Annotated in this window: 20 protein-coding genes; 5 read left to right on the top strand and 15 right to left on the bottom strand. The window is 65.1% G+C overall.

The window, feature by feature from the left end; genetic code table 11:
• Genes P8R42_29060 through P8R42_29035 form a run of 6 tightly spaced genes read right to left on the bottom strand, consistent with a single transcriptional unit; the run spans position 1 to position 8,124 of the window.
• Complete coding sequence (locus tag P8R42_29060; protein MDG2308648.1) at positions 1-1,635, bottom strand: acyl-CoA synthetase; 1,635 nt, start codon at positions 1,633-1,635, stop codon at positions 1-3.
• On the bottom strand, positions 1,632-2,795 hold the full coding sequence (locus P8R42_29055; GenBank protein ID MDG2308647.1) for a sulfotransferase: 1,164 nt from the start codon (positions 2,793-2,795) through the stop codon (positions 1,632-1,634). The genes P8R42_29060 and P8R42_29055 overlap by 4 nt, the downstream gene beginning before the upstream one ends.
• The gene (locus P8R42_29050) at positions 2,792-3,874 is read right to left on the bottom strand and encodes a DUF1214 domain-containing protein (GenBank protein ID MDG2308646.1); all 1,083 of its coding nucleotides are present in this window, start codon (positions 3,872-3,874) and stop codon (positions 2,792-2,794) included. Before P8R42_29050 ends, P8R42_29055 begins: the two co-directional genes overlap by 4 nt.
• Entirely contained in the window at positions 3,871-6,135 is a 2,265-nt protein-coding gene (locus tag P8R42_29045; protein MDG2308645.1) for a DUF3604 domain-containing protein, read from the bottom strand. Before P8R42_29045 ends, P8R42_29050 begins: the two co-directional genes overlap by 4 nt.
• Positions 6,136-6,183: 48 nt before the next feature.
• Positions 6,184-7,359, bottom strand: coding sequence for an amidohydrolase family protein (locus P8R42_29040; protein MDG2308644.1), 1,176 nt, complete (start codon positions 7,357-7,359; stop codon positions 6,184-6,186).
• Positions 7,360-7,371: 12 nt separating this feature from the next.
• Positions 7,372-8,124, bottom strand: coding sequence for an SDR family NAD(P)-dependent oxidoreductase (locus P8R42_29035; GenBank protein ID MDG2308643.1), 753 nt, complete (start codon positions 8,122-8,124; stop codon positions 7,372-7,374).
• A gap of 340 nt (positions 8,125-8,464) precedes the next feature.
• Between P8R42_29035 and P8R42_29030 the strand changes: the two genes are divergently transcribed.
• Positions 8,465-9,118, top strand: a complete 654-nt coding sequence (locus tag P8R42_29030; protein ID MDG2308642.1) for a hotdog domain-containing protein — start codon at positions 8,465-8,467, stop codon at positions 9,116-9,118.
• A gap of 9 nt (positions 9,119-9,127) precedes the next feature.
• Here P8R42_29030 and P8R42_29025 read toward each other — a convergent pair whose 3' ends face one another.
• Entirely contained in the window at positions 9,128-10,168 is a 1,041-nt protein-coding gene (locus P8R42_29025) for a TIGR03560 family F420-dependent LLM class oxidoreductase (GenBank protein MDG2308641.1), read from the bottom strand.
• 156 nt (positions 10,169-10,324) lie between these two features.
• On the opposite strand from P8R42_29025, the gene P8R42_29020 reads away from it, so the two are divergent.
• Entirely contained in the window at positions 10,325-10,633 is a 309-nt protein-coding gene (locus tag P8R42_29020) for a hypothetical protein (GenBank protein MDG2308640.1), read from the top strand.
• Positions 10,634-10,765: 132 nt separating this feature from the next.
• Positions 10,766-11,545 (top strand): outer membrane lipoprotein-sorting protein, encoded by a 780-nt coding sequence (locus P8R42_29015; protein MDG2308639.1) that lies wholly within the window; start codon positions 10,766-10,768, stop codon positions 11,543-11,545.
• An 11-nt stretch (positions 11,546-11,556) separates the two neighbouring features.
• Here P8R42_29015 and P8R42_29010 read toward each other — a convergent pair whose 3' ends face one another.
• The 5 genes from P8R42_29010 to P8R42_28990 form a co-directional block, all read right to left on the bottom strand.
• A complete protein-coding gene (locus tag P8R42_29010) occupies positions 11,557-12,228 on the bottom strand; it encodes an enoyl-CoA hydratase/isomerase family protein (protein MDG2308638.1) in 672 nt (223 codons plus the stop codon).
• Between the two features lie 24 nt (positions 12,229-12,252).
• Positions 12,253-13,188, bottom strand: coding sequence for an LLM class flavin-dependent oxidoreductase (locus tag P8R42_29005; protein MDG2308637.1), 936 nt, complete (start codon positions 13,186-13,188; stop codon positions 12,253-12,255).
• A gap of 22 nt (positions 13,189-13,210) precedes the next feature.
• Positions 13,211-13,912, bottom strand: coding sequence for a hypothetical protein (locus P8R42_29000; protein MDG2308636.1), 702 nt, complete (start codon positions 13,910-13,912; stop codon positions 13,211-13,213).
• 42 nt (positions 13,913-13,954) lie between these two features.
• Entirely contained in the window at positions 13,955-14,287 is a 333-nt protein-coding gene (locus tag P8R42_28995; GenBank protein ID MDG2308635.1) for a hypothetical protein, read from the bottom strand.
• 245 nt (positions 14,288-14,532) lie between these two features.
• A complete protein-coding gene (locus tag P8R42_28990; GenBank protein MDG2308634.1) occupies positions 14,533-14,793 on the bottom strand; it encodes a hypothetical protein in 261 nt (86 codons plus the stop codon).
• A gap of 292 nt (positions 14,794-15,085) precedes the next feature.
• Between P8R42_28990 and P8R42_28985 the strand changes: the two genes are divergently transcribed.
• Both P8R42_28985 and P8R42_28980 read left to right on the top strand, forming a co-directional pair.
• The gene (locus P8R42_28985; protein ID MDG2308633.1) at positions 15,086-17,458 is read left to right on the top strand and encodes a cation-translocating P-type ATPase; all 2,373 of its coding nucleotides are present in this window, start codon (positions 15,086-15,088) and stop codon (positions 17,456-17,458) included.
• Between the two features lie 512 nt (positions 17,459-17,970).
• Positions 17,971-18,132: a hypothetical protein gene (locus P8R42_28980; protein ID MDG2308632.1), complete on the top strand. Its 162-nt coding sequence runs from the start codon at positions 17,971-17,973 to the stop codon at positions 18,130-18,132.
• A 240-nt stretch (positions 18,133-18,372) separates the two neighbouring features.
• Here P8R42_28980 and P8R42_28975 read toward each other — a convergent pair whose 3' ends face one another.
• The 3 genes from P8R42_28975 to P8R42_28965 all read right to left on the bottom strand — a co-directional run bounded on the left by P8R42_28975 (position 18,373) and on the right by P8R42_28965 (position 20,540).
• Positions 18,373-18,504 carry a hypothetical protein gene (locus P8R42_28975; GenBank protein ID MDG2308631.1) on the bottom strand — a complete coding sequence of 44 codons (132 nt, stop codon included), beginning with the start codon at positions 18,502-18,504 and terminating at the stop codon, positions 18,373-18,375.
• Positions 18,501-19,481: an SGNH/GDSL hydrolase family protein gene (locus P8R42_28970; GenBank protein MDG2308630.1), complete on the bottom strand. Its 981-nt coding sequence runs from the start codon at positions 19,479-19,481 to the stop codon at positions 18,501-18,503. Before P8R42_28970 ends, P8R42_28975 begins: the two co-directional genes overlap by 4 nt.
• A gap of 81 nt (positions 19,482-19,562) precedes the next feature.
• Positions 19,563-20,540 carry a DMT family transporter gene (locus P8R42_28965; protein ID MDG2308629.1) on the bottom strand — a complete coding sequence of 326 codons (978 nt, stop codon included), beginning with the start codon at positions 20,538-20,540 and terminating at the stop codon, positions 19,563-19,565.
• Between the last annotated feature and the right edge of the window lie 72 nt (positions 20,541-20,612).

Below are 20,612 nucleotides of genomic sequence, written 5' to 3'. Positions count from 1 at the left end.
TCAGCTCACGGCGTGGTCACCGCTGAGCGCGAGCTCCTTTGCGGTCTTGTAATCCGGCTTGCCGCTAGGTGCGCGCGGGACCTCCGACACGACGTGGACCGCTCGCGGGATCTTGTACCCCGATACGTGCTTGCGAGCCTCGTCCTGCGCACTCGCGACCGTGACCGCCGCATCGCCTCGAAGGGACACGACAGCCGTCACCTGCTCGCCCCACCGATCACTCGGTGTGCCGACGACCAGCGCATCGAAGATCTGCGGGTGTCGCTTCAAAGCCTGCTCGACTTCCTCGGGGAAGATCTTCTCTCCACCTGAGTTGATGCAGTTGGAACCACGGCCGAACACCGTAATGCTCTCGCCATCCTTCTCGAGCTTGGCCGCGTCTCCCGTCAGGAGCCACACCCTGCCTTCGACTTCGACGAAGGTGCGCGCCGTTTTCTCGGGGTCGTTGTAGTAGCCGACCGGAATGTGACCGGAGCGAGAAAAGATCCCGGTCTCGCCAGGAGCGGCATGTCGACGCGACTCGCCATCCTCGTCGATGATCACGTCCATGAAGTCGGAACGCACCACGTTCCCGAGGCCCGCGGCCGTCTTCTTCTGACCACTGTCCATTCCCATCTGCCCGGACTCCGAAGATCCAAAGGCGTTCGTGATCCTCACGTTCGGGAAGTACTTCCGGAACTGCTCCTGTTTCGAATCGGAGAAAACCGCGCCACCCGAACCGACGGAAAACACAGAACTGAGGTCCCACTTGTCCGGGCTCGAGGCGAGCGAGTCGAGAAGCGGAATCGCCATCGCATCGCCGACGATCGAGAGCGCATTCACCTTTTCGGCCTGGACGATGTCCCAGACCTGATCGCCCACGAGCGATCGATGATGATTGAGCACCAGCTTCGCACCGCCGAGCAGCATGATGCACGCGTACCACCAGCACGCGCCGTGCATCAGCGGGGCGAGCGCCATGCCGGCCATCTCACCCTGGAACACATGCGACGCGATCTCGTCGGGTGCCTTGATCGGACCATCGGGATGGAAGTGACCGGCACCCCCGAGGGCCGCGAAGAACAGTCCCTTGTGCGGCCACATGACGCCCTTCGGCATTCCCGTCGTGCCGCCGGTGTACAGCACGAAAAAATCGTCGTCCGCCCGCTCTCCGAAACCCCTCTCGGGCGACGCCTGGGCGATGGCCTCTTCGTAACCGACCGAGCCCAGCGACGACGGATCCGCGTCGCTTTCATCGTCTACGTAGACCAACGTCTGGAGTGTGCCCAACTCGGAGCGAATCTCTTCGATGTGCGGCACGAACTCTTTTTGATGAACGCAGGCGACGAGGTCTGCGTTCTGGAAGACGTACTGAAGCTCCTCCTGCACGTACCGGTAGTTCACATTGATCGGCACCGCGCGAATCTTGAAGCAGGCCATCATGGCCTCGAGGTACTCGTTGCAGTTGTAGAGATAGAGCCCGACGTGCTGACCGGGCCCGACACCCTTATCCGAAAGGTAGTGCGCCAGGCGGTTCGCCCGCGTGTCCAGCGCGGCGTAGCTGAGCCGATCGCCGCCACAGACCAGCGCTTCGCGTTCGGGAACGGCATCGGCGACCTGCTCGAAGAGATCTGCGATGTTGAAGTGCTTGTTCATGTGTCCTCCGGGGTGATGTCGAACTCTTGCGCATAGGGTTGGAACCGCTCGCGAATCTTCGCTGCGTCGAGCCCCCACTGCGAGAGGCGATAGGAATGGCCACCGTGCTTACCCGGCGGATTCACTTCGCGAAAGCCGGCAACCGCAGCCGCCGCCTCGGCCGGGTAGTCGATTCCGAAATACTGGTGGATCTCCCCCACGATCCGCACGGGATCGGCGACGAAACGCTCAAACGGTAGGTCGTAGAACTGCGCCGCCGGGCGACCCCGCCGGGCGGCCATCGTGGATCCTATGGCACGCTCCCAGAGGGCCAGCGTGGCCGACCCGAACGCGTTCGGGTCGTCTTCGCGATTCAGCGGCTGCCGGGACGACCAGCAAAGGCTGCAGACGGATCCGATCAACTTCGCCGGATCGCGGTGCGTCTGGACGATACAGGCGTCGGGATAGGCATCGAGAAGAGCGTCGAGAGCGAACAGATGGGTCGCGTCCTTCAAGAGCCATCGCCGGGACGGTTCTCCATGGCCGATCAGCTCCAAGTTCCGTCGATGGCGGCGATATGCCGGACGCATGTCGTGCTGCGCCCACCACTTCGAGTACGTCGGCACGTACGACTGCGCCTCCCAGCTCGAGTGCGCGAAGTCCTGCGAAAAGAGCCTCCAACATTCGTCGGGAAGCTCCGCCGACATGAAATGAATCGCCTTCATCTCGGGGCTCCGCTCGTACAGCGACCGAATCTGCTTGTCCGATGCGACGAAGTCGGGATCCTCTGCCCACGCCCGCCGCGGCGGCCGGGGCTTAGGTGCACCCGCGAGCCAGATCTCGAGCCCCTGCAGAACCGGATTCTGGGCCATCAGGTGGTGAAGCGCCGTGGTTCCCGTCCTCGGCAAGCCGACGATGAAGATCGGCCGATCGATCGGTGTCTCCTCGGCCCCGGAAAAGCGCGCAAAGCCCGACTCCGAGCGCAGGCGCCCCTTCAGCGCTTCGACGATCATCCCGCGCATCACGAGATCGCCGACGTCGGTCAGGCGGGCTTCGTCGTCGAGCGAACCGAGCAGCATGCGAAGACCGTCCAGATACCCCTCGTCTCCGAAGTCCTCGGAACCGGTCGATGCGCGGGCGGCTTCGTGGAACGCGCCTTCGGAGTCTCGGTACGACGTCACGCCAGGCGCCCCACGGGCACGACCTCGGTCCGCGGCTCGGGGATCTCTCGCGCCCCGACAAAACGCAGGGCGAGTCCCCCCCTCGTGTGCCCCGCCGTGTCGAGCCAGTTCGGAACCCCGGGGTCCCGGTGCGCCACGACTACACGCACCGATCCATCGGGACCCGCGACGGCGGTCTCGTGGTTCACGTGCGTGCGATGGTGGCGGAAGTCCAGCGACTCGAGCCAGTGGTTGCCGATCTGAAGGTTCCAGTACTCACACGACGGCGGCGTGAACTCGATCACGAACGCATCGCCTGGACCGAGCTCCCAGTAGCCGTAGTTGTAGCTCGTGTTGGGATCGCCCTGCGCGAACGCCAGGAGCTTCGGATCGATCGGGCGGATCTGGTGGAGGTGCGCACGGAAGCTCTCTGTCCATCCGAGGAAAACACCCACCGTCCCCGCAACGGCCACACCGACACGGTCCAGCGCCCGCGAGAATGCAACCGGGTCGAGCGGAGGCGGAGGTGCGCCACCATCGACACGGACCAACTCCATCGGGCTCGGCCGCTGCCGATGGCGCGCGAGGAGGGTCTGGCGGATCTGCAGCGCATTGGTGTCGGGCCCCACCGGAAGCCAGTTGGAAGCGTGCTCTTCGCTCGACAGAACGATCTCGAATGAACCGTCGTCCGCGATGTCCAGCTCGTCCGTCGTCACATATCCGTCGCGGATGAGCCCCTGCGGCGTGCCAAGCGCACCGGAGAATGCACCGAACGATATCATCTGCGTATCCCCCGTGTGGCCCCGGAGGCGATACTCGTAGCGCGATGAGATCCGGGCGCGCGCATAAACGTAGTCCGGGTTGTCGAGCCCGATCTTCGGGTTCTCGGTCGAGAGGACCGGCGCAGCGGGGTCCGATTCCTCGACGGCGGCTTTCAGAAAGTTCCGGGTGAGTCGCGTGAGATAACGCAGGCCCTCGGCCCGCTCGAAGGGATCTTCCGATGCCGCGTCGAGCACCTCATGCCCCGCACTCTTCAGCCGATCGCAGAACTCGTCCCACGCCGTACCGTCGACCAGCCGCCGGGTCGCGTCGTCGCTCACGATCCCAACAGAGGAGCCGCGAGGACCGGCGGCGGAAGCGCCGATCGGTGGTTTACGAAGATGGGCGAAGACCATGCGCGCTCGCGAGCTTCCGCGAGACAGTCGTCGTCCAGGTCTACCCGGAAGTCGCCGTAGCACGGCCGCGTGGAGAGGGCGTTGCCGTTCTCGTCGTATGTCGTCCGCAACAAATCACCGTTGATCGCGGCGGTCGGGGGCTGGATCGCCCGCGCGTAGTATAACGCGTCGCGCGCTGTACCCACGAAGTCGTCGTCCGTGAACTGAAACGAACAACCCACCGGGTCCGGGTCGCACTCGAAGCGCTTCCACGGGTCCTCGATGAGATCCGCCGGATCCTCCGACGGAGCCGTACGTGGCCGGATCCGCACGATCTCGATCGCCTCGATGGGATGCCGCACGTCGCTCGGATTGTCGCACTCTCCGGCGCAGAGAGCCTCGAGCCGCTCGGCAGAAAGCGCCTGCTGCGACGCCTCCGGGCAGCCCGGCTTCTGCACGAACGAGCCGGCCGCCCGCACCTCAAACCGCGGCGCCTCGGACAGATCGACATCGGAGCCCATCGGCGCCGGCCCGCCCGGACCGTTCAGAAGATCGAACCACAGCAAGATCTTCGGCCCGCTCGTCCCGTAGACCTCGCGATCCTTCATCGCCTTCCAAACCGCTTCACGTGTCCGACCGGGCGCGTGAACGGCAACGATGCCACCCGGATAGGTGAAGCTCGTCACGCGTTCCGAATCCATTGCGCGCGCGGGAACATCGACCGCCTGCGCTCGCTGAGGATCGACGACGTCGGGCAGCGTCGAGCGAGCCGTCAGGAAGTCGGTCTGAAGGCCCGGCGAAAACGTCATCTTCTTTCGCGCGTACTGCTTGTAGCCGGTTCCCGGTCGGGAGGTGTGATCGTCGGTGGACGCGATGAAGCCAAACCGAAATCGGAGCGGGCGCCCTTCGGAATCCGTCTCGGTCGGGCTCGTGAGCGCCATGGCGTACTGAACGGATTCTCTCGGCCGGTAGTTGAAAGAAGGCTTGAAACAGTCGCGGCACTGATCGCAGTCGAGCCACTCCTCCGCGTCCGTGTCGGGGAACACGTAAACGGGAGAGACGTTCGCGCGCATCGCGAGCTGCTTGGCTTCTTTGACTCGGCGATCACATTCCTCGGCGGGAAGGTCCCCGCAGCGACCGCGCATGATCTCACCCGCCTGCCAGCAGCAAGGCAAGAAGTCCGCGGTGGGCTCCGGACAGATCCGCTCGCCGTCTTCCTCTCGGAAGTTCCGCCACGACCGATACTCCTCGCTGTTGCCGTGCCCGGACATCACTTCGATCAGGCGAACCTTGTCCTCGTCGTGGTACTCGGTTGCGAGCGCCTTGTCCCAAGAGGTCTCGGGCGGCGTATAGGAGCCCCACGCGGTGCCGTGGGGAATCACCAGGGTGTCGAAGCCCCACTGGTCGAGCTTCTCGTAGAGAACGTCGGGCGACGGAGCATTCTCATGGCAGTCGGGCGACAACTCACGCGTGTCGACGCCGATCGGACACTCCGGCCAGGCCTCCGCCTGATCCACCAACCACTCCAGATCGTTGTACTGGCTCCAATTCATCGGGTCGATGAAGCGCGCCTGCGCCGCGGCCCGGGTCGTCTTGAACAGACCAATGTCCGCACCGTAGGGACGGGAGTTGATGGGTCGAACGGGCAACTCGTCTTCTTCCTGGCCCAAGAAGATCACATTCTTGTGCCCCCAGTGCGTCTCCGGCGTCAGGCCGACCTGCGTCCATTCCCATCCGGCGAAGACCATGAGGTCCTGATCCTTCGGGTCTCCCGCGCGCTCGTTGCAGGCACGCACGGCGTCCTTCGTCGCGGCCCAGTGAGCGGGAATCAGCGCCTCGGCGTGATCGTTGTGGCTGAAAAAATCCAGCTCTGCACAGTAGCGAGCAAAGTCGCAGGCGTCGGAGAGCGTATGCGCGCCCTGCCCGCCCATCACCGGCAACGCCAACGCGAACGCATCCGGCGAGTAGGTCGTGTGCACGTGCAGGTCGCCGAAGAGGATCTGCTTCGCGGGGAGCGGGCGAGCCGCGCCCGCCTTCCCCGCTAGGCCAGTCGCCGCCGATCGTACCTGCTCGCGCTGCTCCTCGACCGCCGCGGGCGACCTGGACCCGCCCTCGATCTCGTTGTTCAGACGGTCGACACCCGTACAACCCAGCGTCGCCAACAGTAAGGCCGCGCCGACCACACGGGTCACCACGTTCATTCTCATGTGCTCGTCTCTCCGGAGTGGTTGAGTGCTCATCGCGTCGATGCGGTCTCAGCTCGTGGGCAGAACGCCGTATAACTCCGCCGCGGTGTCATGGAGCACCTTGCGGATCGTCTCCTCGGGTAGGCCCGCGAGAACCTTCTCCGCGTACAGCCGAGGATGCGTCCCCGAGCTCACCGGCCCCGGCGCCTGACACGTCGGGTGGGGGTAGTCGGTCTCGTAGAGAATGTTGTCCGGAAATTTCTTCAGGGCCGTCGCGATGCCGTCTTCCTCGAACCAGAAGCTCGCGTAGATCTGCCGGCGGAAATACTCACTCGGGAGCAAGTCGTACTCGGGATGCTCCGACCGGACCCCCGAATTGTGCCACTGCCAGTCCATGGCCTCGACCACGAACGGGATCCAGCTCGCACCGGACTCGACGGAGACCATCTTCAGGTCCGGAAAGCGATGACAGACCCCGCCGAACACGATCTCGGTCAAACACCGGGCGTTGTCGATGAAGGCGAGGACGGACACCCTCGCGAAATTAGCCTTCCAACCGATGTTCGCGTCGTCCTTCATCAACTCTGCGAGATCGCCGCCGCCCACGTGGAAGCTGACGTTCATGCCGTTCCGCTGGGCCGCCGCCCAGATCGGGTCCCAATGCCGGTCGCGTAGGACGGGCTGATCGTGCGCCTCCGGCGTGTTGCACATCAGCACGGCCTTGTACCCGAGGCGGGCGCAGCGCTCGATTTCCTTCACCGATTCGGCGACGTCCCAGAAGGGCGTCGCCATCACCGGGATCAAACGATTCGGATTGATCGCACAAAAATCGAGAAGGAAGTCGTTGTAGGCGCGCACGCAGTCCAGAACCAATTCCGCGTCATCCAGACGGCGAAAGTTTGCCGAACCGAAGCCACCAACGTTCGGGTACAGCACCTGCGCGTAGATCTTCTCTTCGTCCATGAACGCGAGTCGCGCTTTCGCGTCGTACATTGAAGCGGGAATCTCGTCGTAGTTCTTCCGGAAATCCGGCGGCGTGCCGTCGTGACCCGCCATCGAGTACGCCCCGGGCATACCGACGGGCGTATCCCCGGCGAACCAGAGATCGGTGCCGTCGACGCGACGCACGTGCGGGACCCGATCGCCCCACTTCGTGGAAAGCCGCGACGTCCAGACGTCGGCCGGCTCCGTCAGATGCGTGTCGATGTCGATGACCTGATAACGATCGAAGAGCGAGGTGCTCATGACGTGCTCCCTTCAGCCCGCCGAGACGGCCTGGTCTGCGGCCCATACGGCGCCGTGCACCGCCTTGGCCTCGTCCGAGGCGAGGAACGCAACGACGTTCACGATGTCTTCCGGCTGGCTCATCGCGCGAAAGCCACGATAGCGATCTATCAACGAACCATCGGGGTCGCTGGGGAACTGAACGTTCGCCACCAGGCTCGTTGCGGTTCCCGAAGGCGCCACGCAGTTGATCCGGATATCGCTCTTCACGAACTCCATCGCGAGAGCCTTGCTCATATTGATCAGTCCCGCCTTACTCGCGCAGTAACCGACCGTGTAGGCTTGGCCCATCAAGCCCGCGTTCGAGGCAATGTTGACGATGTTCCCCTTCGTTTCGAGAAGGTGCGGGATCGCCGCCTGGCTCAGGAAGAACGGCCCCGAGAGATTGACGGCCAGCAACAGGTTCCACTCGTCTTCCGACGTCTCCGTCGCGTGCGAGAAGCGGACCACACCGGCGACGTTCGCCAACACGTCGAGCTTGCCGAACTTCGCGACGCACGCCGCGATTGATTCGAAACACCCCGCGCGGTTCGTCACGTTGCAGATGGAAGTTTCGACCGTCCCCCCGGCAGCCGCGACGAGACGAGCCGTCTCAGCGAGCCCCTCCGCGTCGACGTCGACGCCGTAAACCTGGGCGCCTTCGGAGCCCAGACGAAGACAGGTGGACCGACCAATACCGGAGGCAGCTCCGGTGACGAAAGTGACCTTCTCTTGAAAACGCGACATGGACCGATCTACTAGCATCCTGCGCGCGACGTGGCCGACCGCCCGAACCCACGCCCCAAGCCCCTGCAACTCGGTCGCCCCAACGCGAGACGCGGGCTGATTGTGCACGATCGGGGCACGGGAGCCTCCAGGCCGAAACCAGGCCCCCCCGTAGAAGGAGACGATGCCGGGGCCCCGAGGCAACCGTAGGGCGCGGGAGATCGAGACCCACCACCGAAGGCACCTCAAGACGCGGCGCGACAAGGGTGACGATTAAACAAAACCCCGAGACTAACGAACGTCCCTACCGAGAGTTCGACCTGAGAGTTGCAACGGAAGCCCGCTTGGATAGCCTTGGTCGATGGGAGAAACCGAACCAAGCCCGGAGCGACTCGCGAGGCGTGCCGCGCGCCGTGCGTCGCTCGAGAAGCTCACCGGCGGCGTACGCGAACTGATCGATGCGACAGTCCGGTGCGACGTCGACCCCGAGGAGATCGACGAAATCGGTGCTGCCCTCGCGACTCTCACAGAGCGCCTCTGCGCGCACCAGCACGGAGGCGTCTATTCGGGGCTCCTCGGCCGCGGACCGATCGACCACACGGAACCGAGCCTCTCTGTGCCGCTGAGTCCGTGGGCCGGGCGCTTCAACCCCATCGCTCCGCCGCTCAAGATGCGCTTCGAGAACAGCGAAGTCTTCGGCAACGTCACTCTCGGAAAGCCGTACATCGGGCCTCCGGGCGCGGCGCATGGCGGCGTGGTCGCGGGAATCATGGACCAACTGCTCGCCTCCGCCGGTCAAAGTATCGGGGTCGCCGGCGTCACGGCGAACATGACGGTCCGCTTTCGCAAACCGACTCCGCTCGAGACGCGTCTCGTGTTGCACGCGTGGGCCGACCCCCGCGAAGACGAGAGCAAGAAGCGCACCGTACACGCGGAGATTCGCACGGGCGACGTGGTCACCGCAGAGGCAGACGCCTTGATCATCCGCTCGGCGCGCGTGACACAACCGAACTGAGACGGCGCCTCAGTTCTCTTCGTCCACCTTCGGCAGGACTTCGTTCTTCAGAGTCTCGAGGAGCTCCATCGTGTCATCGTCGTACGGGGGTAGGATCGCGATGATCACTTCGGTCGCGCCGGCGTCGAGAAAGTCACGAATGCCTTCGGCCATGCTGTCCGTCGTTCCGGTGAGGATCGAGCTCGCACCGTCGCCCATCACCAACCGCGCGCCGAACCGCACGACGGCGCTCGTGCCCGGAATGCGAGGCAGGTCGATCAGCGCCAACATCTTCGAGAACCTCGTCGGGCACGGATCACGCCCGACCTTGGCGCACTCTGCCTGGATGATCTCGACCCGCTCCCGGAAGCCCTCGGGTGACACCTTGTCGCTCGCGTTCCAGCCGTCCGCCCACCGGCCAACGAGAGGAACGATCCACTTCTTCCCCTGACCGCCGACGATCAGCGGCGGTCGCGGCTTCTGCACGTTCGACGGAGCGAAGGGGGCATCCGTAAGGGTGTAGTATTTTCCATCAAAGCTGACTTCGTCTTCCCCGCTCCAGAGCTTCGAGATGACCTGCAGGGCTTCCTCCAGCTTCTCGGCGCGCTCGCGGGCCGTTCCGAACCGGAAGCCGTAGTCGACGTGCTCCTCTTCAAACCACCCCGAACCCATGCCGAGTGCCAGGCGTCCACCGCTGATCTGGTCGACGGTCGTCGCCATCTTCGCGAGCAGTGCGGGGTTCCGATAGGTCACTCCGGTCACGAGCGTTCCGACCTCAATTCGTGGCGTGACGGCAGCGAGCGCGGCGAGCGTCGTCCAGCCCTCGAGCTGAGGATCGTCGGCGGACGCGGCCGGCGGCGGCCCGAGCAGATGATCGTTCACCCACGCGCTGTCGAACCCCAGCTGCTCGATCTTCGCCCACACGCGCGAGATCTCGTCCCACGTCGTGTTGTCGAGTGGCGTCAGAATCCCGACTTTGAACTCACGCTCGGCTGCAGCCACCGGCGTACCGGCGCAAAGTGCCGCGACGACTGCGATTCCGGCCCACATCCGTTTCCAGGTTCGTGGCATTCCAAACTCCCCCTCGCTGCAGCCACAGTTGACGCAGAGCGCGCCGAGACACAAGCTCATGGGTGCGCGTTGCACCCAGTGCGGAAGTACGGCGGGTCTCGCGACCATCTACTTCGTTTGGGCACAGTCCGAGGGCGCCATGGGCTGGGCGAAGCGATGCAGCGCGGACTCCTCACGAGTGGAGATCTCGCAATCAACATGGATCTCATAATCGAGGCTCTGGTGGCCGTCGGCGAGCCCCCCCACCCCGAAGCGCTCCACCTTGCCGAACTCGCCCCTGGGCCTCGCTGGACTGGCGACGGCACACCCCGAGTCCGATCTCGCACGCGAGCACGGCAGCGCCGGCTCGCCCTCTTCGAGGAAATCGGCCTCGACCACTACACCGCGCACGCACGCTGCCTCCGGGCAGCGGTGGACGAATCCGAAGACTCAACGGTCTTCGAATCGGCCGGGCCCGCCGGCTGACCAAAACGCGCCTCCTCGGGGCCTTACCGGGCGGTAAGGCCCAACCGACACGGTCGAGCGCTCGAACCATTCGAGCGTCAAGTCATTGGAACGCTTCCCTGCCGTGAACCACTGCTATAGCGTTCCCCCTCGATGGGCCCGACGACAGCCGTCCTCCTCCTGATACCCTTCCTCCTACTGCCGGCGACGTGCCTGGCGGCCCCGGAGACCGGCGATCAAGTCCTGAAGGCGGCTCGAGAAGTTCTCTCCCCGATTCGCGACAAGACGATGAAGGTCACCATGCGGGTCATCGCACCCGGCGGCGGAGAACGGGTGAAGACCCTCCAAGGCTACGAGAAGCACGACGCGGACGCACGGAAAGTCCTGTGGATCTTCGAAACGCCGCTCGACCTCCAAGGAACCGGATTCCTCGCGTGGCAGAACGGGACAGAAGCCGATTCACTGTGGGTCTACTTTCCCGGACAGCGTCGCGTGCGTCGGGTGCCGCCGTCGATCCGGAGGGAGAACTTCCAGGGCAGCATGTTCACCTACGAGGATCTGATCGCCGTCTTCTTCCTAGACTACGCCGGAACGCACACACTGGAGGGCACAAAGCCGTGTGACGGGGGCGAGTGCTTCGTGGTCGACAGCGTCCTCGACGAAGGGACCTTTGCCTACGAGCGGCTCCGGACCTTCGTCGATACGAAGACCTTGCTTCCGGTTCGCGTCGAATTCTTTCGCGACGGACTGCTGAAGGTCATGAGGGTGAAGAAGACCGAGGACATCGAGGGCATCCCCTCGATCGTTCTCGTCGAGATGGAGAGCCCGTCCGACGGCTATCTCACCCGCGTCGAACTCCAGAACATCGACTACAACGAGGACCTGGCGGACAATATGTTCACGATCGAGTACCTCTCCCAGATGGGGAAGTAGCCCCTAGAGCACTAGAGCCCCGGCAGAGGCTTCTCGACCGCCTCGATCACACCGAGGTACATGTCGCGTTTCAGGACCCCCATCGCCGGGTGCGCCTTCGCCGCCAGGTCGGCGGCCGTGGCAATGGCCGTCGGAAGGACCTCGGCTTCGGGAACCGCACGGTCGACGATCTGCAGCGATGCGGCCTCGCCCCCTCCGAACCGTTTCCCCGTGGCGATCACCTGATGAACAGTCCGAACCGGGAGCCGCGCCTGCAGGATCGCCGTCATCGCCGGGTGTAGCGGCACCTTCATGTCGACCTCCGGCATGCAGTAGTACCCGCGCTCCGCCCGCATGATCTGGAAGTCGTGCGCCACTGAAATCTGTGCCCCCGCACCGAAGGCGTGACCGTTCACGGCCGCGACCGTCGCCATCGGAAACGTGAGAACCCGACAGATCAGCCGCATGACCGCCGTCACGTACTCGCCTACCTCGGCCGGTGCGAGCCCGCCCATGTGCTCGACGTCCAGGCCGTTGGAGTAGAACTTCCCGGTGCCGGTCGTGACCAGCGCGGCGGGAGCGTCATTCCCGGCGATCTCGTCGAGCGTCTTGCCGAGTTCGGAGATGAGAGCGGGATCGAAGCGGTTCTCACCGTGATCGAAGCGCAGTACGAAAACGGGGCCCTCGCGGGTCAGATCGAGCATGAAATTCTCCTGAGTCGGGTCTGGTCAGCAGCCTGAGTTGAAGTGTGGAATGATCTGGGTGCCGATCGCGTCGACCTGCTCTAGCAGTTCCTCACCGCCGGCGACCGGGAACAGAACGAACTTGTCGCATCCGGCATCCACGTACGCCTGAATACGCTCGCGAACCTCGGTGACGGTTCCGATGGCCGACCGTTCCCGAAATGCCTCGGGCGGGATCGGTGCACGCTTGAGGAAGCGGTCCGCCACCGCACGAGCTGCGCTAGCGTCCCGGCCGACGTGCGCGAGGATCAGCACTCCGGCTTCGTCGGCATCCACCTTGCGGCCGGTCTCCTTGGTGAACCCGGCGAGCTTCGTCATCCCCTCCGAGAACTCCCCCGGAGTAATGAAGGAGGGCATCCAGCCGTCGCCGTAGCGAGCGACCCGCTTCAGTGCGAGATCGCTGTTGCCGCCGATCCACACGTCGAGTGGCCCACCGACGGGGCGCGGCTCGATCGAGACGTCTTCGAAGCGATAGAACTTCCCGTCGTGCGTGACGTTCGGTCCGGACCAGAGCTTCCGCATCACCTCGACGCCTTCGCGCATCCGAGCCCCGCGCTCCTTGCGCGGGATCCCGACGACATCGCACTCGCGAGCGTCCCCACCTAGGCCGACGGCGCAGATGATCCGCCGCCGCCCGCCAGTGAGATGATCGAGAGACGCGTACGTCTTCGCCATGTGAATCGGATCGCGCGCGGGCATCGAGAGAACGCTCGGCCCCATCTTCACGCGCTTCGTCCGGCCGGCGAACAAGGCCATCAGGCAGTGCACGTCGATGCTCGGCTGCCGAGAGACGGTGTGATCACTCGGCCAGATGGAGTCGATGCCGAGGTCTTCGACCCGGTCCGCGAAAGCGCAGATCTGATCCGCCGATGCCATGTTCGTGCGCGTGAGGCTGAAACCGATGCCGATCTTGATTCCCATTCGTTTCTCCCGGCTCGCCGCGCTACTTCAGCGCGGTCGCACGTACCTTCTGCGATTGCTTGCCGCCGGACCACGACAACCCGATCTCGAACATCCAGTCGGAGATCGAGCCTTCCGCCGGATTCCTGAACCCATGCTTCCCGGACTCGCCCGTGAACGTGAAACTTCCCTTCTCGAGCTCCGCCGTCGCACCGAACGGGAGATCGAGCTGGCCCTGGATGTCGGCGATCCGCACGCGCACCGGCTCGGCCTCGGCAAGAGAGATCGTACCGAGGATCGACTGCGCGCCCACGCCGAACACCTGCCCCGCACCGAAGAAGAAGAGCAGATTCGCTCCGTCCGGTGCTCCATCGACGAGATACGCGTCGGCAGTGACGGTGTGCATGCCGAGCATCTCGACGGTCATCGTGCCCTCACCGACCCGAGCGTCGCGGAACTTCGATCCGCAGACCTCACCCGACTTCGGACCAGTTCCCTCGAGCGTGCAGGTGCGTCGAAACGCACTCGCGTTCACTCCGGAGCCTGGCGGGAGCGCGATCACGATCTCACCGACCTTCTTCGCCGACTTCTGCGTCCCATGGAACGCGAAGGTGAACGACGTGCCCGCCCCCACGGCGCCATCCGTGATCTGAATACGGGTCGAATACGGATCCGGCCCCACCGCGAAACCGGATGTGGTCGAGGCCAGCAGTACGAAAGCCAGAAGGAGGGTTCGGCCAGTCATCCGAGGAGCCTACCCGCCAAGGCCCACCGATTACCAGAAGACTCAGGTCGAGCGACAGACGAGGTGACCGTCGTGGTTGTGGTACCCGCCGGCGCAATCCGAGAGCGTGGTGCTCCGCCACGCCCCGTGATTCTGGACGAGCACCTCCAACCGAAGCTTGCCGCCGAGTGGCTGTAAGGGCGCAATCACGGACCGTAGCTCGATCGTCCCCGGGCATTTCGGCCCGACGGCTTCGAGGGGCACACCACCGAGGGTCACGTCCGGGTCGAAGAGTCGCGCCTCCGGATCGCTCACGACCTCCCGGGCGACCCGCACGACCAGGTCCTCTCCGAACTGCGCCGCCTTGGTGAGCCCCAGCGGCGGGGGCGCGCTCACCGCGCCAGGGAGGAACCAGCGCCAGCAACGCCACCACCCCACCAGCGATGCCGAGCCCCCTTCCGAGGGGATGCGCCTGGACGTGCATTCGCGTCACCTCCGGGGCGAGCACGGGCGCCCCTGCTTTCTAGGCCCACGTACTCGGGGATGAGTCCTCACCGACGCAGAAGCAGGTAGGGAAGGCTCGAGAGAAGGAACGGAGTGCGCGCAACCCCGAGCGCAGCCGCGTAGGCAAGGTAGAAGGATCACAAGAGCTGCAGCCCGAACGTCACGGTGATGAGGGCGGCATCTCGGTTCCGCACTTCATCGAGCCAACGCTCCGTGAAGTAGACGGCCAGCGGAAGGTAACCCGTCGCCAGCATGTAGTAGTGGCCGGGGTGTTCGACCCGGGTCGGGTAGAAGGTGTAGAGCATCCCCCCCACGAGAGCCGCCGGTGCCGAGACGAAGCGTCGCGTCAGGAGAAACACGCCGAGCCCCGACAGCCCGTGCATGAGCAGGATCAGCACGTTGGTCGCGAGGATCGGATTCCCGGTCCAAAGGTAGGTCGGCGCGAACGCCGGGACTTGCCCGAGATAGTACTCGAAGTAGGCCAGCGACTACGGCGCCGGATAGAACGAGTTCGCGTCGAACAGGTTCCACGGACTGGCCTGGAGGGCGTACATCAACCACACGTCGCTTCCCCGCGGCGATTCTCCCGCTTCGACATCCGCGCGTGTACGTATCCGCTACGGCCGTGGAGAGAAAGGCGGCACGCCCTTGTGACGAATCCGGCTTTGCGACAATATTTCGGATACATCGATGCCCTCGCCTCAGACCCCTGACTCACATCGCGGTGAACCCCGCGTCTCACTCGAACTCCCCGTCGTCCTCCCCGAGGTCAACGGCCAGGACGACCAGTGTATCGGCCGTCTCGTCGAGCGACTCGAAGGGCTCCGAGGCATCACGACCGCCCACCTGGACGAAGAGGAGCCGGAGGCGCGTCTCTGCCTCCACTACGACCCCAACCTCGTCGCCCTCGCGCAGGTCGAGCGACTCGCCCGCGACACCGGCGCCGAACTCACGCGCCGATACCGTCACGAGGCCTTGCTCATCACGAGCATGGATTGCGGCGACTGTGCGCAGAGCATCGAACACGTGGTGCGGCGCATGGACGGCGTCCTCCAGGTTTCGGTGAGCTACGCCGCCGAAAAGATGCGCGTGGAGTACGACTCCACGAGCGTCTCGCGCGAACAAATCTCCGCCCGCGTCGCCTCGATGGGCTTCGAGGTCCACGACGAGACCGAAGCGCCGAAGACGTGGCTCGCACAGCACGCCGAGCTCGCGCGATCGGTCGCGGCGGGCATCGTGCTCGCGCTCGGCTTCGGCCTCGAGAAGGGCGGGCTCGGCCTGGCGCTCGTGCTACCTGTCTACGGGGTCTCGTACCTCCTCGGCGGATACGACATCGCTCGCCACGGACTGAAGGCACTCGCGAAGGGCCGCTTCACGATCGACCTTCTCATGACCGTCGCAGCGGGCGGAGCGGCCATTCTCGGGGAGTGGGCGGAGGGTGGTCTGCTTCTCTTCCTCTTCAGCCTCGGGCACTCGCTCGAAGAGGAAGCGATGGACCGCGCGCGCGGAGCGATCACAGCCCTCGGAGATCTTTCGCCAAAGACCGCACGCGTACGGCGAGGCGGGCATACTACGGAAGTTCCCGTCGAGGAGCTGCTGCGAGACGACATCGTCGTCGTCCGCGCCGGAGAACGGATCCCGGTCGACGGTACCGTGCAAGCCGGGCGGTCCTCCATCGACGAAAGCGCCCTCACCGGCGAAAGTCTCCCTGTAGAGAAGGCGGCCGGCGATGACGTCTACGCCGGCTCGGTGAACGGCGACGGCACTCTCGACGTCGAGGTGACGAAACTCGCGTCCGACTCGACTCTCGCGCGCGTCGTCGCCCTCGTCTCCGAGGCCGAGACCCAGAAATCGCCGACGCAGATGACGGTCGACCGAATCGCCGGCTTCTTCGTGCCGGCGACGCTCGTCACCGTCGGCATCGTGTGGGTAGTCCCTCCTCTATTCGGCTGGCTCACCTGGTCCGATGCGTTCCTTCGCTCCATGGCCGTCCTGGTCTCGGCCTCCCCGTGCGCACTCGCCATCGCCACGCCGGCCGCCGTCCTGTCGGGGATCGCGTGCGCGGCGAGACGCGGGGTCCTCATCAAGGGCGGCGTTCATCTCGAAAACCTCGGACGACTCGAAGCCGTGGCCTTCGACAAGACCGGAACGATCACGCGCGGAACGCCGCAGGTCACCGACATCCGACCCACGGCCGCCTCTACCGAAGCCGACCTACTGGCCACGGCGGCCGCGGTCGAAGAAGCGTCCACGCATCCGCTTGCACGGGCAATCGTCGACGCAGCGCGGGAGCGCGCGCTCGAGCTGGGCACCGCGCAGGCGGTCGAAACGGTTCCAGGTAAGGGACTGCGCGCTCAGCTCGGAGCGGACCACGTCGCGGTCGGCACACCAGCCCTACTTGCCGAAGCCGGCAACGGGCCGTCGGCCGACCAGATCGCCGAAGCCGAGAGCCTCGAGGCGGAGGGCAAGACCGTGATCCTGGTCGGGCGAGGTGCCGAACTGCTCGGAACCATCGCTGTAGCCGACCGTCCCCGCTCGAACGCGCGCGAGACCCTCGACCGCCTCCGCGGCCTCGGCGTGAGCGAACTCGTGATGCTGACCGGCGACAATCCGCGCGTCGCGGGAGCGATCGCCGCCGAGGTCGGCCTCGAGGACTACCGCGCCGGACTGTTGCCCGAGGACAAGCTCGCCGCCATCGAAGAACTCACGGCCCGAGTCGGCGACGTGGGCATGCTCGGTGACGGCGTGAACGACGCCCCGGCACTCGCCCGGGCCTCGGTCGGAATCGCCATGGGGGCCGCCGGCACCGATGTCGCGCTGGAGACGGCGGATGTCGCCCTCATGGCCGACGACCTGAGTGTTCTGCCGTTCGCGATCGGGCTCGGGCGCAAGACCCGTCGGGTCATCACCCAGAACCTGGTCGTTGCTCTGGGCGTCGTCGCGATCCTGGTGCCCTCTTCGGTATTGGGCATCGCCGGAATCGGCACCGCGATCGTCCTCCACGAGGGAAGCACTCTGGCCGTCGTCGCGAACGCTCTGCGCCTGATGCGTTACCGCGGCTGAGCCGCCGAGACGCGGAACGCGCGCGGTTGCAACGACGCCATGTCACCCGCGTGAACTTCGCGGCCCTCAGTCTCCCGCATCGCTCGCTCTTGCGGCAGCGAGCGCGCGTCGCGCGCGACGCGATATCTCGCATCCGGGCACGGACCGGGGCTAGTGTGACCCAAACGCATGGATCGGAGACGACGTGTGCGGTACCCGGACGGGAAATCCTTGCCGCGCGGCAGCCGCCTCACAGACTCGCTCACTCCAGCGTACCGGCCCCTGCTGGGCGCGGTCGAAACGGCCCATTTTTTCGAGCTCTTTCAGCCCAATCGAGCACTCGCCACACACCCCGCCAGCGCGAACGCGTTCCCGCTCGGTCGACTTCTCGCCACACACCATGCGGCAGACGCCGGGCAAAACGCTCCCCGTTCCAGCACCCGACGCAGACGAGTCGTTGTGGTTTGCGCTGGCGGCTCGCAAGGGTGGTCGTCTCACACAGTGGCACGACCGTTGCGTTGAGAAGACTCATCATGCCGATTCAGATCGAAACCACCCTCCTCGACCTCGTCAACACGGTCACCGACCTCACCGACAGCGAGAGCGAGGTTCTCGCGACGGTGACCCAGCTGGTAAACAGTGGCAAGGTCGTGCTGCGAGGGAACTTCGCCGGCCGGCTCATCCCCGTAGCCTGAGTCCCCCTGCAACTCCGATCGGGGCGCGGGAGCCACTAACCGGTTCCACGTGGTCCTCGTGAGACGCGGGATGATCTGCACGGTCGGGGCGCGGGAGTCGCTGTCGGCCGAAATCAGTAAAACCGCCTGGGAGCGCCGAAGGTCAGGACGAATCACCGAAGGCGCCCGCCGACGAGGCGCGACAAGAGTGACGATTGAGCAACGAGCCGAGATTAAGGAACATCCCTGCCGATCCCGCTCTCAGAAGATCTGGTATTCGAACGGCGTCGCTTGCGGCGACTCGGTGGCCAGGAACAGCCACACGGAGACCGCGGCGTACACGAGGACGGAGACGACCAGGTACCAGCGGTACCTCTTCAGGAAAGCGATCACCGTGAGGCTCCTGTTTCAGAGATGAAGTCGCGCGAAGCTTCGGCGATCCGCGCATGTGCGGCCGCGTTCGGATGTGCGTCGTCGGCCGAGACCCACAGCGATTGCGGATCCGTCACATCGGCGAATGCCGGAGTGACGTCCAGGACCTCGATGTCCTGACTACGAAGGAAGTCGGCCACCTGACGATATTCGCGTTCGAAAGGGTATTCGTCCAGCCGGTGCAGCTCTGGCAGGAGAACGACCTGCAAGGCGATCCCCCGCTCCCGGCAGATTTCGGCGAGTCGCACAAAGGCCGCGCGGGTCTCGACCCAACCCTGTTGTTGCTCGTCGTACAGGTCGGAGTAGTACCCGCGGAAGGTCTGCCCCGGAAACAGCCGAGCCGAGAGCTGCTTCAGCCGTGACCAGTAGAACGTCACGATCCGGAAATTTGCCAAGAACGCGTACTTCGACTTTTGCGGGACCGGCTCCGCGTCGTTGATGAAGTAGAAGACGACAACTTTCTGCGGAGCGCGCGCGAGTCCCTTCTCGATGAAGAGTTCGACTTCCTGGGTCGTGTTGTAGTTTCCGGTGCCGAAGTTGCGCACTTCGGTCGGGCGCTCGGCGTCGAGCGCCTCTTCGAGGAGGTGGGCGAAGCTACTCTGCGCCTCTACCCCCCACGCGAAGGTGAGAGAGTCGCCGAGAAAGACGATCCGGCGGAGATCGCCGTCGTCGCTCCGGGGCTCGTCGTCCCGCAGTCCTTCCGAGTTGATCTCGACGTCGACACCCATCAGGTGCGCCGATGCGTTTGGGCGGTGCACGTGTCCGATCCGGGGGTTGGGAGACTCGATCTTCAAGAGCTGGGCGTATCGCGCCATCTCGACGTCGTAGAAGATTCGCTGTGTGAGGAAGACCCGCAGGGCCACCTCACCCAGGGCGAGGAACACCAGCACCGGTAAGAGGACGAGCAACAGGCCCCGAGCGATACGCGAAAACGCCATGATCGCGGGAGGGATACCACGCCAGAGCGCGCCGGGTCAGGGCGGGCCGGCTCAGGGCGGGCCGGCTCCGCGCCGGGCGAGTCAAGGCGCGTCGGTCTCGGCCGCGCTCTCGGCCAATTCCCCCCCGGTGGACTCGCCTGCCTGGGCCACCGTCGCACCGATCGCGACCAACACGATGAGGCCCCCGACGATCTGCATTCCGTTGACCGTCTCCCCGAGAAAGGCCAAGGCCGACGCCGACGAGACGATCGGCGCCGCGAGGAACATCATCGAGATCGAGAAGGCGGCCACGTGCGCATGGGCCCAGTTCGTCAGCACGTGGCCGATCGTCCCCGGGAACACCGCGAGGGTCAGCAGAACCAACCAGTCCCACCCCGCCGGCGAGCCGAGGTCCGGCTGTACGACGGCGACCGTCGTCGTGATCACCAGACCTGACACGGTCGTCATCCCGACCACGTACTCCCAGGGGCCGACATGCGCGCGCACTCGGCGCGACACGAGGAAGTAGCCGGTGAACGCGAAGAGGTTTCCGAAGGCGAGAAGATCCCCCATCGGCGAGACCTCCGGGGCACCCGCCGAGCCGACGACCACGAGGCCGGTGCCGGCCAGCGCAACGACCGCCCAGCCCGCCGCCGCGCGACGCAGGTATTCTCCGAACATCGGACCCGCGACCAGCAACACCAGCACAGGCTGCAAGGCACCGATGATCGTCACGTTCGCGACACTCGTCATCTTGATCGCGTTGAAGAACAGAATCTGGTGCAGGCCGAAGAACGCGCCCCCCACCAGGCAGCCGAAGAACCACTTCCGGCCGAGCCGGCGACGCATCGACGGAACCACGAGCGCCGAAAGCCAGAGGAGTGGAATCGCGAACCACAGCCGGTAGAAGGCGACGACGAGCCCGTCCGACGAGAGCATCTTGATGGCGACGGCGCTGTAGCCCCACATCGAGATCGTCGTCGCCACGGCGGCGTACGCCCAGGCCACCGTTCGGCGACTCGAACCGCTCGGCCCGGCGGCGGCGACCGATTCGTCGCTCATCTCTTGCGGGGCCGCCATGGCCCTCCCCTATCGGTTCGCTCCGACACGAACCAGACGGCATGGCGCCGATTTGACTTCGTGGTTATACGA

The sequence above is a fragment of the Candidatus Binatia bacterium genome (assembly GCA_029243485.1).
Lineage (GTDB): Bacteria > Desulfobacterota > Binatia > UBA12015 > UBA12015 > VGTG01.
The sequence above is the reverse complement of the archived record's forward strand: the minus strand, read 5'-3'. Positions and strand labels throughout refer to the sequence as shown.